Origin of the sequence: Fredinandcohnia quinoae (assembly GCF_022427965.1) — a bacterium.
Lineage (GTDB): Bacteria > Bacillota > Bacilli > Bacillales > Bacillaceae_L > Ferdinandcohnia > Ferdinandcohnia quinoae.
This window is the reverse complement of sequence record NZ_JAKTTI010000014.1, coordinates 12,121-31,724: the sequence shown is the minus strand read 5'-3', so window position 1 is coordinate 31,724 and position 19,604 is coordinate 12,121. Positions and strand designations below refer to the sequence as shown.

Here is a 19,604-nt window from a genome sequence, read left to right as displayed (position 1 = left end):
CCTAAAATAGATGTAAGAATGTTTGGAAATTGGATGATTGTATATGTGAACGAGGTATTGTCCTGATTTTCTTTTTGTGTTACATTTATACTAACGTTATTTGTGTTTATTCAGGAGGTGTCGTTCATGCATATATTTCTTGTAACATTATTAGTGATTGTGAGTATCGGCTTAATTGTTATAGTACTTCTACAATCAGGTAAAAGTGCTGGACTATCAGGAGCAATCTCAGGTGGTGCTGAACAGTTATTCGGTAAGCAAAAGGCACGCGGACTTGATGCAGTGTTGCATCGTATTACAATTGTACTTTCAGTATTATTTTTTATCCTTACAATAGCAGTATCTTATTTTTCACTATAAAAATAATGGCAAGGGCTAGACACTTGATTGTCTAGCTCTTTATTTATTTTTAGATTGGTACCGAGGATGAATAAAGAGCACACTAAGAGTAAAGCTAGAACTTTGTAACAATAGCAATGTTTGTATAAAATAAAATAAGCAAATAATGATAGAGATTAAAGGAGTTTTACATCATGAAGATAAGCAATCCAAAACCTTTTACATTTGAAGGTGGGGAAAGGGCAGTCTTATTATTACATGGGTTTACAGGAAATTCTGCTGATGTGAGAATGCTTGGACGATTTTTAGAAAAGAAAGGATACACATGTCATGCTCCGCATTATAAGGGACATGGGGTTCCACCAGAGGAGCTTGTTCATACAGGTCCAGAGGACTGGTGGCAGGATGTTATGAACGGGTATCAGTTTTTAAAGGACAGAGGACATCAGGAAATCGCGGTTGCTGGTTTGTCCCTTGGTGGGGTATTTTCCCTGAAATTAGGATACACTGTACCTATAAAAGGGATTGTACCGATGTGTGCGCCAATGTATATAAAAAGTGAAGAAGTCATGTATCAAGGTATTCTCGATTATGCGAGAGAATATAAAAAACACGAAGGTAAAACACCAGAGCAAATTGAACAAGAAATGGTAGACTTTCAAAAGACACCGATGAAGACGCTAAAAGCTCTTCAAGGTTTAATTGCTGATGTTAGGGAAAACGTGGATATGATCTATTCACCTACTTTTGTTGTTCAGGCTCGACATGACAAAATGATTAATACTGAAAGTGCCAATATTATCTATAATGAAGTTGAATCTGATATGAAAAAAATTAAATGGTATGAAGAATCAGGACATGTCATTACATTGGATAAAGAACGCGAACAATTACACGAGGATATTTTTGAATTTCTAGAGCAATTAGATTGGTAAGGAGGGAAGTAAATGGAGCAAGAAATCCAAGGAAATATAGAGAAGTTATTAGCTTTTATGAAGGAAGAAGCTTATAAACCATTAACGGTACAGGAACTTGAGGATGTTTTTGAAATATCGGATTCGGTGGAGTTTAAAGAGTTTGTGAAGGCTCTCGTTATTATGGAGGAACAAGGTTTAGTCGTTCGTACCCGTAGTAACCGCTATGGGTTGCCTGAAAAAATGAATTTAGTTCGCGGTAAGCTTACGGGGCATGCAAAAGGGTTTGCGTTTGTCATACCTGAGGATAAAGAGCAGGAAGATGTTTTTATCCCACCAAATGAAATGAAAAATGCGATGCATGGTGACATTGTACTCGTTCGGCTAAGTAGTGAATCTGCTGGTCAACGTAAGGAAGGGACCATCGTCCGAATTATCGAACGTGGGGTTAAAAATGTTGTGGGTACTTATACCGAAAGCAAAAACTTTGGCTTCGTCATTCCCGATGATAAAAAGATTGTCAATGACATTTTTATTCCAAAGAATGCTTCAAACGGTGCTGTTGAAGGACATAAGGTAGTTGTAAAACTCGTTACATATCCAGAGGGACGCATGAGTGCAGAAGGGGAAGTCGTTGAAATCCTTGGTCATAAAAATGATCCAGGTATTGATATTCTATCTGTTATTCATAAGCACAGCCTTCCACAAGAATTCCCTAAAGAGGTTCTTGATCAAGCAAATAGCACACCTGAAACAATTGATCCGAATGACCTTCAAGACCGTAAAGATTTACGCAATGAAGTCATTGTCACAATTGATGGTGCAGATGCGAAGGACCTGGATGATGCTGTTACAGTCACGAAATTAGAAAATGGAAACTACAAGTTAGGAGTACATATTGCGGATGTTACTCACTATGTAACAGAGAGTTCACCGATTGATAAGGAAGCTGCAGACCGTGGAACGAGTATTTATCTTGTAGACAGAGTTATTCCAATGATTCCACATCGTCTTTCAAATGGAATCTGTTCGTTAAATCCGAAAGTGGATCGACTCACATTATCATGTGAAATGGAGATTGACCGTGCTGGAGTCGTTGTGAAGCATGAAATCTTCCAAAGTGTAATTAAGACTACAGAACGAATGACATACTCTGATGTTAATAGTATTCTCGTTGAAAAGGACGATGAACTTAGAAATCGCTATGAACCACTTGTTCCAATGTTTGAAGAAATGGAAAGGCTCGCTGAAATTCTTCGTGAAAAAAGGATGAAGCGTGGGGCAATCGATTTTGATTTCAAAGAAGCAAAGGTACTTGTTGATGAAGAGGGTAAACCAGTTGACGTTGTTCTGCGCGAGCGTTCAGTTGCTGAAAAGCTAATTGAGGAATTTATGCTTGTAGCAAATGAAACGGTTGCCGAGCATTTTCATTGGATGAATGTACCGTTCATCTACCGAATTCACGAAGACCCGAATGAAGAGAAGCTAAGAAGATTTTTAGAATTCATCACGAACTTTGGTTATCTTGTGAGAGGGACTGGCAATTCAATTCATCCACGCTCGTTGCAGGAAATTATTGAAGCAGTCCAAGGGAAACCAGAGGAAATGGTCGTATCAACGGTCATGCTTCGTTCAATGAAACAGGCAAAATATGATCCTGAAAGCGTTGGTCACTTTGGGTTATCAACAGATTTTTATACACACTTCACTTCACCTATTCGTCGATACCCAGATCTAATCGTACATCGCTTAATCCGTACATATTTGATTCAAGGGAAAGTCGATAATAGCACATTAAGCAAATGGAAGGAAATGCTTCCTAACATTGCCGAGCACTCTTCCAATATGGAAAGACGTGCTGTTGAAGCTGAACGCGAAACAGACAGCATGAAAAAGGCTGAATACATGGTTGATAAAATCGGCGAAGAATACGATGGCATTATCAGCTCAGTCACGAATTTTGGAATGTTCGTTGAGCTTCCAAATACAATCGAGGGCCTTGTCCATGTCAGCTACTTAACCGATGATTATTACCGCTATGATGAACGCCATTATGCGATGATTGGTGAGCGTACAGGGAATGTGTTCCGAATCGGCGATGAAATCACAGTTCGAGTTGTCAAAGTAAATAAAGATGAACGTTCTGTCGATTTCGAGGTTGTCGGTATGAAGGGAAGCCGCCGCAAACTTTCGAAAGATCAACCAAAAATCATTCGTGCTGAAAAAGGCCGCCGTCGTAAAAAAGATGATAATGGTCAAAAAAGTCGGGGCGGGGATAAAAAAGGTAGTACTACTGTCGACCAGAAGAACCATGATCCGAATGAAGGCGAATGGTCAACCCGAAAACCTCGTAAGAAAAAGAAGAAATATGACAATGCACCAAAGCAAAAGAACAAGAAAAAGAATCGAAATAAGAGAAATCGATAATGAGATGGCGCATGGTTTCCCGAGAGGAGATCATGCGCTTTTTGTGTTGTGGAAGGGGTTTTCGTGCCCGGGGGAATGGAATTAAGGGGGGGAGCGGTAAGGTGAGGTGAGCGGGGTGTAGGGGAATTTCGAGGTAAATGGTAACGCAAGGAGCTCTTGCATGCCCGCGCGAAGAGAAAAAAAGGGATAGCGGTAACGCGAGGAGTTGTCGCATACCCTCGTGAAGAGTATTAAGAGGTTAGTGGTAACGCGAGAAGCTGTCGCGTGCCCGGGCGGAGATAAATAAGGGGTTAGCGGAAACGTGAGGGGCTGTCGCGTACCCGCGCGAAGAGAATAAAGGAGTAAGTGGTAACGCAAGAAGTTTTCGCGTTCCCGCGTGAAGATAAATAAGAGGTTAATGGTAACGTGACGAGCTGCCGCGTGCATCTGTAATTAGAATAGACCAATGGATCCCGTCGAAGCGTAAAAAGCGCCCCACCGGTAACCATAGAACCCGAATGGATCCCGTCTAAACAAAAAAAGAGCTTCACCGGAAACTATAGAGCCCGAATGGATCCCGTCGAAGCAAAAAAAGAGCTTCATCGGTAACCATAGAGCCCGAATGGATCCCGCTGAAGCAAAAAAAATGCCTCGACGGTAACCATAGACTCCGAATGGAACCCGTCGAAGCGTAAAAAGCGCCCCACCGGTAACCATAGAACCCGAATGCATCCCATCTAAGCAAAAAAAGAGCTACACCGGTAACCATAGAACCTGAATGGATCCCGTCGAAGCGTAAAAAGCACCCCACCGGTAACCAAAGAACCGGAAAGGAACTTATTAAAAGTAGAAATTAAGACGTGACAGTATTGCAAGGGATTATAAGCGAGCACATGCGGTCGATTTTAGAAACTTATTCTCTTTTCAAATCGTTTACACATATTTTCATTATTAAAAGGTATTTTTCTGAAGGTTATAGAATTATCTTATGAAGGCAAATTAATGTAATAAAAAGTTGGTGAGTTGGGTATGCGGAAATACATCATTCTTTTTTGTTCATTTTTTTCAATGTCCTTACCATTTTTTGTATTCTATGAAATGAAGAGACCTAGAGTGGGGCCGATAGGTGAGGGCAAGATACCATTTATATATTGGGTTACTACTTTTTGTCAGATAGGGGCGGGTTTATGCTTTTTAATAATAAGCACTCTCATGTTTATTGAGGATAATAAGAAAAAAAGAACATATTACAGGGATGTTTAAAAGGAAAAATAAAAGGGGGAAGCTCAAAATGAATGATTGTTTTATTTGCAATAAACATGCAGGTACGATTCAAACTGCTGGAATTACGATATATGAGGATGAATATGTATATGTTGGTCATATCGATAATAACGGTGAACCAAGCTATCTGGGGCATATTATGATTGATCTTAAGAGGCATGCACCTACACTTGGTGATATGAACATGGATGAAGCTAAGGCTTTTGGAATAATCATGGCGAGAGTGAGTAAGGCTCTGATTGAAACTGAACAGGCTGAACATATTTATTCTTTAGTTTCAGGAAACTCTGTTCCACATCTTCATATGCATATCGTTGCACGTTACCCGAATACACCAGAAGAATATTGGGGTCCATTTGCAGTGTATAACTGGTCAGATGCACCTATGGGGGATAATGAAGAAGTAATCAAGCTATGTAATCGAATAAAGGAACACATCGCGAAAAACAGTTATGAATGATTCACATGAATTGACAGTCACAACTCTTTCTTCAGTGCAGCTGTTTAATAAAGTAGTCAGTCTTGTGAAAGACACTATCTTTTGTTAAAATGATAGGTACCGTTTAATAAGGGGATGTAAGTATGCCAAAAGGAATCGGCAAAGTGATTGCACAAAATAAAAAAGCAAATCATGATTATTTTATCGAAGAAACATATGAAACCGGGATTGTATTACAAGGTACGGAAATCAAGTCCCTTCGTAATGGTCGTGCGAATCTAAAGGATTCATATGCGCGTGTTCACAACGGAGAAATGTTTCTGTATAATCTGCATATCAGCCCTTATGAACAAGGTAATCGCTATAATCATGATCCACTGCGTACTAGAAAATTACTAATGCACAAAAAAGAAATCAGTAAATTAATTGGGCTTACAAAAGAAGAAGGTTATGCTTTAGTACCAATTAAAATTTACTTAAAAAATGGCTATGCAAAGCTATTATTAGGACTTGGTAAAGGTAAGAAGAAATATGATAAACGCCAAGATCTCAAGGAAAAGGAAGCAAAACGCGATATCGAACGTGCTTTCAGAGATCGTCAAAAAGAGTAGTTTACAATAACTTACAATTGAAAACTTCAGTACATGTGTTATAATAAGTTTTGTAAGAGACAACTGAATAGCCAACAAAAGCTAGAAAAACACTTCATCCGAACACCCAGATAATTAGTGATTAACTTCGCTACTTATCATTTATGAATGGATGGCGAATTAGAAGCAAGAAGGTCAAGGAAGCGACAGAAGTGAGAACCGGAACGTATTATAATACGTGAGGATTCGAGCGACCAAGCTGACGCAGTCCGGCTAAAAGCAGCCACGTCCTGTGGCAACGCCCGGATCAGCACATCCTGCGCAAGTAGATTCGCCGCTTATCATTCGACATATGGGGACGCTACGGATTCGACAGGGGTAGTTCGAGCTTAAGTTGCGAGTCGAGGGGATCGGCCTCGTTAAAACGTCAACGCCTATAACTGGCAAAGAAAACAACAACTTCGCTTTCGCTGCTTAATAACAGACGATAGCGGTTCCTCCCTCCATCGCCCATGTGGTAGGGTAAGGGACTCACTCTAAGTGGGCTACGCCGGAGTTCGCCGTCTGAGGACAAAGGAAGAGAACAATCAGACTAGCTGCTTGGAAGCCTGTCGATAGGCTGAAGAGTTAGCGAATCACTAATATATCGACTACACTCGTAGATGCTTAAGTAGCGATATCTTTGGACGTGGGTTCGATTAGTAATTAGTCGCCTTATGTGGTAACACATAAGTGAAAATCCGGCTTTATCGGTGAAACCTAAGTCGCAATTCAATTGTGGTAAGGCAATGCCGAGCGGTATGTAGAGCAATCTAACAGCCGTGTATCGACTTATAGGCTGCCATTAAAAGGTAGTACTAGGATGCGAAATCCTACCTGAACAGGTACAAATTATGTTTCGCATAATACGCCGGAAGGCCTGAAGGATTACAGGTCTAAGATATAGTCAGTGCCATGACGAAAGCATGGAAGAGCACGTCCCACCGTCTCCACCAAATACATAATTTGGTGGTTAATACTATCATTACACAGACTCACTAATATCGGTGGGTCTGTTTTTATGTTTTTCCACTACATTTCAAAAAAGTACTCCTCAAATAAAACTTTACTATTTAATAATTCTGGGCTATATTTTCCGTTTCTAGGAGTAACTCTTTCATAGTTTTCCAGTATCCAAATGGCTCTATTTCGCTTTTTATTTACCCTTAAGAATGGGACTATCTGTTGTAAGGTATAAAAAACTTCTTCCTTCTTTTTGATTGACAAAGTGTAAGAATCCTTATGTATATTTGGTCTATAATTTCTCTTATTATTAATATACCCTCCGGTTAATCTATGAATATATGTGAGGAGCTCCAAGTCAGTTGATGCGATTGAAATGCAAGGACGTCGATGCTCCTTTTTATGCATTCTAGTTAATGAAATGCTTCCTTCTCCGTCAATAATTCCTGCAATATAAGCTGCCTCCCAAATCTGCACTATGGTATCCTCCTTTGCAATAAATAGGAACGTATGTTTTATATATTATATTTTTTCTACAACTTTTTAGCAACGTCTATGAAAGAATTTCTTAAATAAATTATTTATCGTGACATGAATCTTGTAGGAATAGATTACCTTGATATTTGTAAGTTTATAGAGAAATGTACATGAAATATTGGGTGCAATACTTAAAGTAAGGATTGCACCCCGGTACAATTACAAAGTCGATGGGTTAAAAAAGAGTCGATATTCTTGACTGGAACTGTAAGGCTTCATCTATTATCCTCAATCATTCTACTTAATACTCATATTTCTTCTTCACCCGATAATAATATCTTAAACACTGAAAAGTAGAGGTAGACAAAATTAAAAAGCATAGGGTAAACAAAATAAGATAAAAATCGTTAAGCAGTTTGAGAATTCCAGTACTATTAAGATTCCAGTTTATCTTTTTGATAATGAAAAAGGTAAAAAGTGCTATCAATGGTACGTCAATTATTAGATATGGGAAGGGAATTTTCCATGCAGCTTTTAAATGAATTTCCTTTTCACTATAAATCTGTGGTTTTTCTTCTTCATCATATTCTTTTGCCCAAATTGAATATATTTGCCAAAGGGATCTTGCGGAAAAAATATGTTTCCAACCATTGTCTTTATGGAAAAAATAGGCAGTTTCATCCGGTACATTTTGAAACAAGACACAATAGCTGAGTTTCCTTTTGTCACCTTTCAAAAAATAAAAAGTAGTCCCGCGATTCACATGGAGTAAATTGAATCCTTTCGCCTCCATCTTCTCAAGCCAATCCTCCAGTTTATCAGGTTGGTTCATCCAAGTGAAATTTCGTTTCTTCAGTAATAATCCTGCTTTTCTTAGTTTCTGTTCCTCTTCAAATTCAAATGGAAGATATTCACTTAGCTCCTCACCCATTTCAAATGCAGGACTATTAAAATGGCACTTGACCAATTGTTTATTGCTTTTTCGAATTTTGTTGAAGGAACTGATGGAAACCATAAAAGCAAATATGGTAAATGCTGCTATGATGTAAGAAATTATTCTAAGTGGACTGCCCAAAATAGTGCCAGTTAAGAATGTTGGTAAAAATACCAGCAAAGATAAATCAAGGAAATTGAGGAGTATCTGATGTACGCAATAAATAAGATATCCACAATATATAAAATAATGAACTCGATTTTTTAATATGATGTTTTCCCGTGCTGATGTAACTTTAATATCTTCCCTTGGCTTTTCATTTCTCATCACATACCAATTGCTATTTTGATACTGTTTTTGCCAGCCGTCTGCACTGAGCGCGTTTGGTAATTGATAATCTTTCATTCTTTCAAAGCCAATTTGATACGAGTAAGTCTTCGGTTCGCTTTTTTGAAAATAAAATACTCTCGTAAAACGGTTGAATTTTACTAGCTGCCAACCTTGTTCAGCCAACTCAGCTAACCACTCTTCAGTTCCGAGTATATTGTAGCTCCAAAATGGTCTAAACACCCTTTTCATCATGAAAATCTCCTCCAAACTTCAAGATATTCTCATAAACCTCTTTAACCCGTTCCATTTCTGCAAATAATACTTCTTTTCCTAATGCTGTAATTTCATAAACGGTTTTTCTTTCTTCATCTGCGTACACGGTAATTAGTCCATCTTTTTGCATTTTAGATAATGTTCCATAGACAGTCCCTGATCCTAAAACAATTCTTGAATGGGTGATTTCCTCTACGTGCTTTACAATCCCATAGCCGTGCTTTGGCTTGTGCAAGGAAAAAAGAATATAAAAAGCGGTCTCTGTCATTGGCACGTATTTTTTAATTGCCTTCTTAAGTTCCAATTTATTCACCACCTATATCACATCAAAATACATCTTACTGTGACTATATCGCACTGTGACATATAAATGCAAGTATTTTCTGAATTTTAATTTAGAAAACATAAAAAGACCCTCGTGTTATGGAGAGTCTATACTAATTAGTAGTTTTGTGTTTAATCTATTTCATCAATCGATTTATGATCTGAGTAATGATTATTTCTAAACTGCTTAGGAGTTAAGCCGCTGTATTTTTTAAAGACTTTTATAAAATAGCTTTGATCGTTGAAATTTAGCCATGTTCCGATGTCTGAAATCGAATAATTTGTTAAACGCAAGAGCTTTTTTGCTTCATTCACTCGTTGCAGTTGAATGTACTCACTTATGGGTGTTCCAACTTCTTTTCTAAAAAGTGAGGATAAGTAATTTGGGCTTAAATGACACAGTTGTGCAAGTTGATCTAGTGTGATTTCTTCATAAATATGATTATAAATATAATGTTGACAAGCTGTGATTGTTGCAGAATATTTTTCTTCATTTAATTGATGCACACGATTGGTAAAATCCATTATGGCTTCTTCCGTAAATTTTAATATTTCATTTAAGCTTCCTAATTCCTCAAGTTGTTGAATATAGAAATCACTTAAGGTAAAGGCTGTTTCTTCATTTAAACCACCTTCAATAGCCGCTCTGCAAACGAGTGCAATTCCAGTTATCATTAAATTCTTTTCACTTCTTAGGCGATTACGTTTCGACAATAATCCTAATTCTGCCTCACCCAAAATAGAGTAATCAAAGATATCCTTTAATTTATCTAACCTTCCATTTTTTACGCAATCTAATAAAACCTGTTCGTATGATAGATTGGAATGAAAAATGAAATTCCTTCTTCCTTTTGAAATTTCAAGGTCGGGATTCTCTGATTCATTCATATTAAGGGTTAATTCTTTATTATTTTTGATGACCATCTCCTTATCTAGTTTTTTATGATACATCAAAAAATAAACCAATAAACTTAGCGATAGGAATTGTTGACTATCAATAATGGGGATTGAATGATAATATTCAATGATCTTCCTTTTATTCAGGTTTCCTTTAAAAGCGTCCAGGATCTTGCTAATACTTTCTTCAGATACTTCTGACTCGAGGGTAGGATCTAAAATAACGGTTCCTAAATATAGATTTGCTCTTTTTAAATTGACAAAGAAAAATTTCAAATTTGAATTAGAAAAGAAGATTGGAAAATCCATTGGATTATCTTCGAAAGTATATATACTAATCTGCTCTATGAACGGGCTGTAATATGGATTATCCCGTAGTTCTCTACTTGCAAATTCGTGTTCAATCTCTCCTGATTGATTGACATAAAAAACAGGGATGTTATGCACTTTATATATAAGCTCACATATATATTGTAAATCTTGTATGGCCATTTCCATCAATTCTATAAACTCCATTCATATTTTTTTATATTCGATAGCTATTTAGAATGGTTAAATAAATACTATTATTCGTAAGATAATACAATATTTATTCTTAAGCAAGGAATAAAATTATGGGTGTAAGAATTAAGTAGGGAGGAATTGAACATGGAATTATCTAATAAAATTGCTGTAATTACTGGTGCAGGAAGTGGAATCGGAAGAGCAAGTAGTTTGAAACTTGCTAGTGACGGTGCAACAGTTGTAGTAGTGGATTTCAATAAGGAAACAGGGGAAGAAACATTAAAGCTTGTGAAAGAACAAGGTGGAGAAGGTATCTTCATTCAAGCGGATGTCTCAAAAACTGAAGATGTGCAAAACTATGTAAATAAAGCAGTTGAAACATATGGTCGTATTGATATATTCTTCAATAATGCAGGTGTTATCCAAAAGTTCGCACCATTCACTGAAGTAGAGGAATCTGAATTTGACCGTATTATGTCTGTCAATGTGAAGGGGATCTTCCTTGGAATGAAATATGTATTGAAAGTGATGGAAGCGCAAGGATTCGGATCCGTTATAAACACTGCTTCTACTGCAGGAGTTCGCGCAGAACATAGCGTTGCTGTGTACTCTGCAAGTAAACATGCGGTTGTAGCCTTAACTAAGGGTGCTGCATTAGAATATGCAAAAAAAGGAATTCGAATTAATGCCCTTTGTCCAGGAGGAGTTGAAACGGCATTAACAGCTAGTGTTACTGAGCAGTTTGAAAAAGGTGGGTACATTCCGGAAGAACTACCGAATATGCGTATGGGCCGATATGCTGCTCCTAAAGAACTTGCAGAAATGGTTGCTTATTTAGCATCAGAAAAAGCAAGCTATATGACTGGTTCAATTGTTCTTGTTGATGGCGGTTTAACTTTATAATCAAAAAATCATCGAGAGGTGTAGCCTGTTAAAAGGCAACATCTCTCTAATAATGATATAAAAAATTGGAGGAAATAATATGAAGAAATCTATTATAATATTATGTATGGCAAGCATCACCTAGTTGCAGCATGTCAATCAGAACGAAAATGAACTCGAAATTTGAATAATCTTTATTCTTCTCTTGTAATCCCCACAATAAAACAAGGGATGCTCACTGTCCTCAATTAGCGAGGAATATCTTCTTTGTACGTTTTTCGAAGTCTGTCAAGGAACTCCATATAAGTGAGAGAACCTTCATCTCTTCCAATTTCCACAATTAAATTCTCCAATAAAAATAACGGTGCAATCATAGAATGAAATTCATCTTTCTCTCCTCGGTCTGCGTACAGAAGAATATCAAAGGGAGAAGTGGTATCCAACACAGACTGGTCACTGATTACAATTGTTTTGCACATTGTTTCGTTGGCATGCTTTAATAGCACTTTTCCTTCCTTTAACAGTCTTCCAAAGCAAAACAGGAAAACGACACATGACTCATTAATATGTATGAGTTCCTCCAGCATTTCGCTGCCCATCCACCTGATTAGACGTACGTCCAGTCCATAGCGCCTGAGCCGATAGCTTAAAAGCTCTCCAAGACTGAGTGATGGACCTGGTGCGTAAATAAACAGACGGCTTGCCTTACGAATAAGAGTGATTGCTTCCTCAAACTGTTCTCTTTGAAAATGATCCAATGTCGCTTGAAGATGATGGATACTGCGATTTAAATGATGACTTTGCACGTCCCCATATTCCAAATCAATGACAGTTTTTAGGATTTTCTTTGCAGGTGTAATATCACGTTTTTCTTTCAACTGCTGTTTATATGCTTTTAAGTTTTGGTATCCTGCTGCTTTCCAAAAACGCGATACAGAAGCAACGCTTACTCCAACAGCCTTCGCTATATCCTGTTCTGTACAGATCATCACACTCGATTCATTATGTAAAATCCACTGCCCAATCTTCAATTGACTGGGAGACAACTCATTCAAATTAAACATATGCTTCACCCTTTTTTCATTATCATAGCACTATATGATAAAAAAATATCAAATTGAAAGAAAATGATAATAGTTTTACGCAATCTTTACATGGATACTAAGTTGCGTTCATATTCCTTCCTTAGAATAAAGATGAAATGATTAAAGGAGGCAATCCAATGAAAAATAATTTTAAGTTGACTCAGTCACAGAAAATGATGGTTTTTATTTTGTCTATGTCCCTTTATGGTTTATCGAACATGATTACCGAACTTGTTCCATCTGTTTACTTAGGCCCAGTTGAGTTTTCCATCGAGTACTTCGCATTTATTCCATTGACTCTTTGTATCTTATTCAATCCTCTTTATGCAGCACTGGGAGCTTCACTTGGGGAAGTTGTTTTCGGTGAATTAATGCTTGGCCAATTCGGTGGTTTTGGAGAACTTGAAAAATTTATTTCATTTTCGTTAGCGATGTATATTGCTGGAATAATGGTCACTGATCCTAAAAACAAGCGTCAAGTTGGAATTGCAGCTATGTCGGGAGTTATCATTCATCAATTAATCAGCATGATGGTGGATATTACGAAAGTTTGGATTGGTGTCGATGACTTTGAAGCTCTTCCAGGTCTTGCGGAAAGTGTTGTTGTAGTCGAAGGTTTCTCATTCCTTAATGATGTTTTCTTTTCAGGTATCTTGTTTGCTCTACTTCCTACATTATATCTTGTACCAAGGTTGTACGGGAAAATAGAGCCATTGCTAGGAATGAAGCCTCGTACGAGAGAAGATGCTTGGTCTATTCGGGGGATTTTACATCCGAAACTAGTAATTATGGCGGTGATTCTAGCCTTTTCAGCATTCGGATTTGAGTTCTTATCTGAGACGGATTTTAACATTTTTGAATGGGAAGCTTCTTTCGCCGAAGACTCTGAATCTATGTTAACTTGGATAAGCCTTGGAATTGCTGGAATTATTTCAGCTTCCATCGTGTATGCATTGCTTTCACGTTCCAAAAAAGGGAGGAAAAATGCAGCATGAATCCAGTGATTAACATTAATAATGTAACATTTACATACCCAAATGAAGAAGAACCTATTTTACACAACATGAATGTGAATGTTAAGAAAGGGGAATTTCTTGCTATCATCGGTGGAAATGGCAGCGGGAAATCAACATTATGCAAGCTGATGAATGGCTTAATTCCTCATTATTACTCAGGTGATTTTGAGGGGTCAGCTTCAGTCAATGGATTAGACGTCGCAACTAGTTCAGTAGCAGAGCTTTCAGCGCATATCGGTTATGTATATCAAGATTTTGAAAACCAACTTGTTCAAGCAAGAGTATTGGAAGATGCTGCGTTTGCACCACTTCACTTCGGTCTTAAAGATTATAAAGAGCGTGCTCGAGAGGCACTACGACTAGTGGAACTTGATAATTATGAAAACGAATTTGTCTGGCAACTAAGCGGCGGTCAGAAACACTTACTGGCACTGGCTGGCTGTCTGGCACTCAATCCGGATATTATTGTTTTGGATGAACCGATAGCACAGCTGGATCCATATCATGCAAGAAAAATGTATGATGTACTGAAAAAACTACATGAACAGCACCAAAAAACGATTATTGTAATAGAGCACCATACCGAATTTATCGCTGATTATTGTTCCGAGGTTTTATTGCTTGATAAGGGAAAATCAGTATGGAAAAGACCCGTTAAGGAAGCCCTCACAGCTATTGATGAATTAGTAAAATGCCATATTTACCCTCCACAAGTCACACTCGCTGCATATAAGCTTGGTGAAAGGGCTTCTCTTCCAATTACTCTGGAGGAAGCAGAGGATTATTTTACAGATCAAATACGTCAAAAAGAACCACAGTTTTATCAATCAGAATTAAGTTTTCAGAAAGAGCCAGTTGCTTCGTTTCACGATGTAGAGTTTTCTTACAAAACTGTTGATCGTTCCTACAACCATATATTAAAAAACATAAATGTGACTTTATATAAAGGTGAAAAGATTGCTCTTGTCGGCAATAATGGGGCTGGCAAATCAACTTTGATGCGGCTTTTAACAGGCTTTCGTAAACCTGCTTTTGGGACAGTAGATGTATTGGGGCACTCCACTAGCAATCAGTCACCAGAACAGCTTGCAGATTGTGTGACTTATATTTATCAAAACCCTGAACAGATGTTTATTGAAGATACTGTTCGCAGGGATGTGGAGTTTTTCTTAAAAGCGAGGAAAAGAGATGGGTATGAAAAGAAAGTGAATGAAATCCTTGAGCTGTTCAATTTAACCGACTTACAGGATAAGGACAGCCGTCTTATGAGCGGTGGCCAGCAGAGAAGAGCCTCCCTCGCAATCGGAGCAGCGATGGACCCGACGATTATTTTACTAGATGAGCCCACTGCCAATCTCGATATCGGCACACGTAAACAGCTGACTAAATTTATCAATCAGCTTGAGCATCACACAGAACTAGTTTTGATTGCCACGCATGATATGCAATTGGTTAGTGAATGGTCCACACGTGTGATCGTAATGAACGAAGGACAAATTATTTATGATGGGGACAAAGAAGGGTTGTTTTCCAATGTACCATTAATGAAAAAAGCAGGCATTATCCCTCCCCAGATTGTCGAACTTAGCCATAGACTGCGTCTTTCACCGGCTGCTTATTCCATCGAATCATTTATTGACTTATATCATAAGGAGGAAGAAGTCGCATGGATTACGTAAAAAGTATGATTGATAAGCTTAATGTCGAACAAATTAAAATTGAACTGATGAACACCGCTTATGCAAATGACTACACATTTATTGCAAGACTTGATCCGCGTATTTTATTCATCTGGTATGGTTTTTTCGGTATCGTCCCGTGGTTTATACATGACGAAGTTGTATTATTCGGTATGTTGGCTGCTACGGTATTGACAACAATTATGACAAGAGTAAGCAAGCTAATTTTATTTATCCTAATTCTTGGCTTGCTAGGTCAAGGCGGTTATTTATTGATTGCTTCCCTCGTTTTTGGGGGTGATATGGCTGTTCTTCAACCGTTATTGATGCTGACGGTGAAGCTCGCTGTTATATCACTAGCGAGTATTACTGTTTTTAGCTCAATGGGTCCGGAAAAACTAAGTATTGGATTACTTAGTATTGGCGTACCAGGGCAAGTCTCATTTTCTATTTCATATGGTTATCGGATGCTTCCTTTGCTACTAGAGGAATACAATCATGTATTCATGTCTTACAGGTTAAGAGGAAGGGCACCAGATAAAAAGGGAATCCTCTACTGGCGATATGCAGCATATTTTATTAAACTAGCTGTCTTGTCTTTTTATCCTTTACTGCTGAGCACAGCAAAAAGGGCACGTACAACAATTGAAGCACTAGAGACAAAAGGGAGTAAAAATGCTTTTAAAAATCCTGCTGTAAAGACAATCTCAGAATTAAAAGCAACTATTGAGAACAAGGCTTACAGTATTCAGATCTCGCCTGATCTGGATTTCAGAGTTCGTTCTGCTTCATTAACGAAAAAATTAGTTAAGCAAATTCTAGCTACAAAAAGAGATCTATTTGTCAGCTAGATGCTGCATTTGTTATGGGATCTTTTTCACAAGGATCCCATTCTTGATTATGTGTACTTATAAACATTGAAGAGTACTAATTATTAAATTTTGTCCATAGATTATGTTAGAATAAACAAAACAGTAACAAAGATAAAAAAGCTGAAAGGAGGAAAACAATGTTTAAAAAAATAATGAAGCAAATCAAGCATCTCTCCCAAGGCAGCAGTGAGCGAAGACATGGTCATTATCGTCGTGGCAGTAGCAGTGATCGAAGAAAAGGGTATTATCACCGAGGTAGCAGCAGTAACCGTGGGTACAAACGATCTCCATTTGGTGGTAGTAATTATTACAAACGAAAAGGGCGAAGCAGCAGCTAACCTCCTCTTTGTCGTTAATCTACTTTTTCATTCGCCTTTAATGCAGCATGAAGATCGTCTGAAATGTCTTTGATAGTTGAATAAGGTTCATTAATTTGTAATAGTCTTTTCAGCAAATGAACGGTTTCATTTTCTAAAGAAAGTTCTTCTGTCCAAGGGAGGGCTTTTTTATATTTGGAAGTGTATGTCGTATAAAGCAAATATAAAAGGATTTCTCCTAGATCATAATAGTCCTGCTGCTTCATTTTTAGGGAATGAGCTGATTCTACCGCTTTTCCTAGCTTAGACAAACCAAAATCAATCAAAAACAGCTCATTATTTTTAAGCAAAATATTAGGAATACGTAAATCTTGATGGTAAATGTTCTTTTGATGAAGATAATCGACTAATTCAAGCAGCTGTTCAAGAATTTGCAGTGACTCTTTTTCGTTAAATGTTTTTTTAGTATAAAAAATTTGGTCTTCCAAATTATCCCCTTCGATATAACTCATTACATAAAAAAAGTCTTCGTTATTTGTGAAAGTTTCGTATAATATTGGCATTTTTTTGTGATTCAGTGTACGCAAAAAAGAGGTTTCAATTTCAAAGAGCTCAACCTCCTTTTTGCTCCGATGTTTACTTGGACGAAGCTGTTTAATCACTCGATTCTTCTGTGACCTCAAGTCCTTACAAAGATAAACAATGCCATAGCTTCCAGTCCCAATAACCCTTACAACCTCATAGTGATTATTAATAATCGTTCCTTCTTTAAAAGGTTTATCTACAAAAAATTGATACATTTTTCGAATTGAACGTAAAATTGAAACTTCCCTCACCTCTTCGTTTTAAATTTAAAACAAACACTAGCTTAAAACCCTTAAATTATCAAACTAATGAGTGTCTTTAGTAGTAGATATCTTAATTATAGAAATTATATCAAATTAAAGAACTGAATCTACTATTTTCATCCGGACTTTTTCTGAAAAATGATAGCAGACAGACCTTACTAATGAAGTTACGGTCGTTATTTTGAAAATACGGTCATTATTTTGAAAATACGGCTGTTATTTCAAAAATACGGTCGTTATTCAAAATTTACGGTCGTTAGCAATTAAAATTCAAATTATACCGTAATATGAAATCTCCCAATATTTCATAAACCTATCTAGTAAAAATGTTATTATTAAAAAGAATATACACCAAATAAATTAACCCAAAGTTTAAAAGGGAGAATCAACAATGTATAGTCTGATGCTGATTGAAGATGATCCACAGTTAAGTGAGCTTATCAAAGACAATTTGGAGCGCTACGGGTATGTTGTACATAGACCTGAGAATTTTACAAATATAATCGAGGAATTCGCACGTATCAAACCAGATCTAGTATTGCTAGATATTAATTTACCGTATTATGATGGCTATTTTTTATGTAGAAGTTTTCGTAAGCAATCCAATGTCCCAATCATGATTATTTCTGCACGCAGTCAAGAGCTAGACCAGATTATGGCGATTGAGCTTGGGGCGGATGATTATATTACAAAACCGTTTACCTTTGAAATGCTACAATCAAAAGTGAAAGCGACATTAAGGAGAGTTTACGGAGAATATGCAGCAAAGGAGTCAAGCAACACCTGTGTTGGCCCCCTATGTATTGATGCAAATACACTTTCTTTATCCTGTGATGGGGAAAAGCTAGAGTTAACGAAAAATGAATATAAATTGCTGAAAAAATTAATGGACCATCAGAGCACTTTTGTCGCACGAGAAGAGTTAATTGAGGAAGTATGGGATTCGATCACTTTCGTGGACGATAATACATTAACCGTAAACATGACTAGACTTAAGGGCATCCTTTCAAAGCTTGGGTATGATCAAGCGATAAAAAGTAAAAGAGGGGTAGGGTATATGTTCCACATACCTACTTTAACGGAGAAATAACAATGTTTATAAACGTGTTAATAAAATTTTTGAAAGATCGATTTCTTCTTATTGGATTTTACTTGATAAGCATGGCATGTATGATTACCTTTTTCTATCTAACAGTCCCTGTAGACATAGAGTTCTTCTATCCATCCTTAATTGGATTATTTTTATTAATAGTATATTTAGTAATAGACTTGCTACGCTATTATCCAGCAAATCGGGCCATTGAGCGGTTGTTAAACAATCAAGATGGTGAGCTCCAAGCACATACAGGGGAACAGAAAGCATTTCAGCAATTGTTGAATAAAACAATTAGTGAACATAGTAGTAAATACAATGAAATGAAAGAGCAGAATAAAGAGAGATTATATTTCTTATCTCATTGGATGCATTATTTAAAAACACCTGTTTCTGTGATTGAATTAATCATTAACAAAGAAGAATCATCTGAGACATTTGAAAAAATTCAGCAAGAAAACAAACGGCTACATACATCTATCGAACAAGCTCTCACGATGATTAGAATGGATAGCTTTGAAAATGACCTGGAGGTAAAGTCTGTTGACTTACTAATCTCATTAAGAAAACTAATAAATGGACGTAAAAAGGAATGTATTTATCAATCTATTTTTCCATCCATCGAATATGAGGGAAAGACTGCCTATATTGTCACCGATTCAAAGTGGAACGAAATTTTAATAGATCAAATCATCTCCAATGCGATTAAATATTCTAGTACTAAAAGCGGGAATAAAAAACTACTATTTCGTATTAATGAATTAGGGAATTATACTACTTTATCAATAATAGACGAAGGTGTCGGAATTCCTTCCTATGATCTTGAAAGAGTTTTTCAACCATTTTTCACAGGTGAAAATGGCAGGAGGTTTCCTAATTCCACTGGCATTGGACTCTATCTAAGCAAAAAAATAGCCGACAAATTAGGTCAAACTATTACTATTGAATCCACCCTTTCAGAAGGTACAACCGTAACGATCCGTTGGTTAACAGGGAAAGGCCATTAACTAATTATCCAAAATACCTTACAAAAATGTAAGGTATTTTTAGCATATGCGATGGTTGAGATTTTTTGGGTACCTTACAATTAGTACAGAGT

Annotated in this window: 18 protein-coding genes and 1 other RNA gene; 13 read left to right on the top strand and 6 right to left on the bottom strand. The window is 37.1% G+C overall.

Annotation, left to right across the window (positions count from 1 at the left end):
- Nucleotides 1–126: 126 nt before the first annotated feature.
- The 6 genes from secG (at nt 127) to ssrA (ending at nt 6,673) form a co-directional block, all read left to right on the top strand.
- Nucleotides 127–360, top strand: a complete 234-nt coding sequence (secG, locus tag MJG50_RS10470) for a preprotein translocase subunit SecG (RefSeq protein ID WP_240255519.1) — start codon at nt 127–129, stop codon at nt 358–360.
- 173 nt (nt 361–533) lie between these two features.
- On the top strand, nt 534–1,274 hold the full coding sequence (locus MJG50_RS10465) for an alpha/beta hydrolase (protein ID WP_240255517.1): 741 nt from the start codon (nt 534–536) through the stop codon (nt 1,272–1,274).
- Between the two features lie 12 nt (nt 1,275–1,286).
- Entirely contained in the window at nt 1,287–3,680 is a 2,394-nt protein-coding gene (rnr, locus tag MJG50_RS10460; RefSeq protein WP_240255515.1) for a ribonuclease R, read from the top strand.
- 1,270 nt (nt 3,681–4,950) lie between these two features.
- Nucleotides 4,951–5,403 carry an HIT family protein gene (locus MJG50_RS10455; protein WP_240255513.1) on the top strand — a complete coding sequence of 151 codons (453 nt, stop codon included), beginning with the start codon at nt 4,951–4,953 and terminating at the stop codon, nt 5,401–5,403.
- Nucleotides 5,404–5,525: 122 nt separating this feature from the next.
- Nucleotides 5,526–5,993: an SsrA-binding protein SmpB gene (gene smpB, locus MJG50_RS10450; protein WP_240255511.1), complete on the top strand. Its 468-nt coding sequence runs from the start codon at nt 5,526–5,528 to the stop codon at nt 5,991–5,993.
- A gap of 341 nt (nt 5,994–6,334) precedes the next feature.
- Nucleotides 6,335–6,673, top strand: a transfer-messenger RNA (tmRNA) gene (ssrA, locus tag MJG50_RS10445).
- A 370-nt stretch (nt 6,674–7,043) separates the two neighbouring features.
- Here ssrA and MJG50_RS10440 read toward each other — a convergent pair.
- The 4 genes from MJG50_RS10440 to MJG50_RS10425 all read right to left on the bottom strand — a co-directional run bounded on the left by MJG50_RS10440 (nt 7,044) and on the right by MJG50_RS10425 (nt 10,707).
- Nucleotides 7,044–7,451, bottom strand: coding sequence for an LAGLIDADG family homing endonuclease (locus tag MJG50_RS10440; protein WP_240255509.1), 408 nt, complete (start codon nt 7,449–7,451; stop codon nt 7,044–7,046).
- A gap of 301 nt (nt 7,452–7,752) precedes the next feature.
- Nucleotides 7,753–8,964: a DUF2812 domain-containing protein gene (locus MJG50_RS10435; protein ID WP_240255508.1), complete on the bottom strand. Its 1,212-nt coding sequence runs from the start codon at nt 8,962–8,964 to the stop codon at nt 7,753–7,755.
- Nucleotides 8,948–9,292, bottom strand: a complete 345-nt coding sequence (locus tag MJG50_RS10430) for a PadR family transcriptional regulator (RefSeq protein ID WP_240255506.1) — start codon at nt 9,290–9,292, stop codon at nt 8,948–8,950. The genes MJG50_RS10435 and MJG50_RS10430 overlap by 17 nt, the downstream gene beginning before the upstream one ends.
- 152 nt (nt 9,293–9,444) lie before the next feature.
- Nucleotides 9,445–10,707 carry a helix-turn-helix domain-containing protein gene (locus MJG50_RS10425; RefSeq protein WP_240255504.1) on the bottom strand — a complete coding sequence of 421 codons (1,263 nt, stop codon included), beginning with the start codon at nt 10,705–10,707 and terminating at the stop codon, nt 9,445–9,447.
- Nucleotides 10,708–10,857: 150 nt separating this feature from the next.
- Between MJG50_RS10425 and MJG50_RS10420 the strand changes: the two genes are divergently transcribed.
- A complete protein-coding gene (locus MJG50_RS10420) occupies nt 10,858–11,616 on the top strand; it encodes an SDR family NAD(P)-dependent oxidoreductase (protein ID WP_240255502.1) in 759 nt (252 codons plus the stop codon).
- A gap of 227 nt (nt 11,617–11,843) precedes the next feature.
- Here MJG50_RS10420 and MJG50_RS10415 read toward each other — a convergent pair whose 3' ends face one another.
- Nucleotides 11,844–12,659 carry a MurR/RpiR family transcriptional regulator gene (locus tag MJG50_RS10415; protein ID WP_240255500.1) on the bottom strand — a complete coding sequence of 272 codons (816 nt, stop codon included), beginning with the start codon at nt 12,657–12,659 and terminating at the stop codon, nt 11,844–11,846.
- Nucleotides 12,660–12,817: 158 nt separating this feature from the next.
- On the opposite strand from MJG50_RS10415, the gene MJG50_RS10410 reads away from it, so the two are divergent.
- From MJG50_RS10410 to MJG50_RS10395, 4 genes are all read left to right on the top strand, one after another.
- Complete coding sequence (locus MJG50_RS10410; protein WP_240255498.1) at nt 12,818–13,675, top strand: DUF8171 family membrane protein; 858 nt, start codon at nt 12,818–12,820, stop codon at nt 13,673–13,675.
- The gene (locus MJG50_RS10405) at nt 13,672–15,375 is read left to right on the top strand and encodes an ABC transporter ATP-binding protein (RefSeq protein WP_240255497.1); all 1,704 of its coding nucleotides are present in this window, start codon (nt 13,672–13,674) and stop codon (nt 15,373–15,375) included. Before MJG50_RS10410 ends, MJG50_RS10405 begins: the two co-directional genes overlap by 4 nt.
- Entirely contained in the window at nt 15,363–16,226 is an 864-nt protein-coding gene (locus tag MJG50_RS10400; protein ID WP_240255495.1) for an energy-coupling factor transporter transmembrane component T family protein, read from the top strand. Before MJG50_RS10405 ends, MJG50_RS10400 begins: the two co-directional genes overlap by 13 nt.
- A gap of 158 nt (nt 16,227–16,384) precedes the next feature.
- The gene (locus MJG50_RS10395) at nt 16,385–16,585 is read left to right on the top strand and encodes a hypothetical protein (protein WP_240255493.1); all 201 of its coding nucleotides are present in this window, start codon (nt 16,385–16,387) and stop codon (nt 16,583–16,585) included.
- A 14-nt stretch (nt 16,586–16,599) separates the two neighbouring features.
- Here MJG50_RS10395 and MJG50_RS10390 read toward each other — a convergent pair whose 3' ends face one another.
- The gene (locus MJG50_RS10390; protein WP_240255491.1) at nt 16,600–17,364 is read right to left on the bottom strand and encodes a protein kinase domain-containing protein; all 765 of its coding nucleotides are present in this window, start codon (nt 17,362–17,364) and stop codon (nt 16,600–16,602) included.
- A 439-nt stretch (nt 17,365–17,803) separates the two neighbouring features.
- On the opposite strand from MJG50_RS10390, the gene MJG50_RS10385 reads away from it, so the two are divergent.
- Together MJG50_RS10385 and MJG50_RS10380 are read left to right on the top strand one after the other, a co-directional pair.
- A complete protein-coding gene (locus MJG50_RS10385) occupies nt 17,804–18,502 on the top strand; it encodes a response regulator transcription factor (protein WP_240255490.1) in 699 nt (232 codons plus the stop codon).
- 29 nt (nt 18,503–18,531) lie between these two features.
- Nucleotides 18,532–19,512, top strand: coding sequence for a sensor histidine kinase (locus MJG50_RS10380; RefSeq protein ID WP_240255488.1), 981 nt, complete (start codon nt 18,532–18,534; stop codon nt 19,510–19,512).
- The last annotated feature ends 92 nt before the right edge of the window (nt 19,513–19,604 follow it).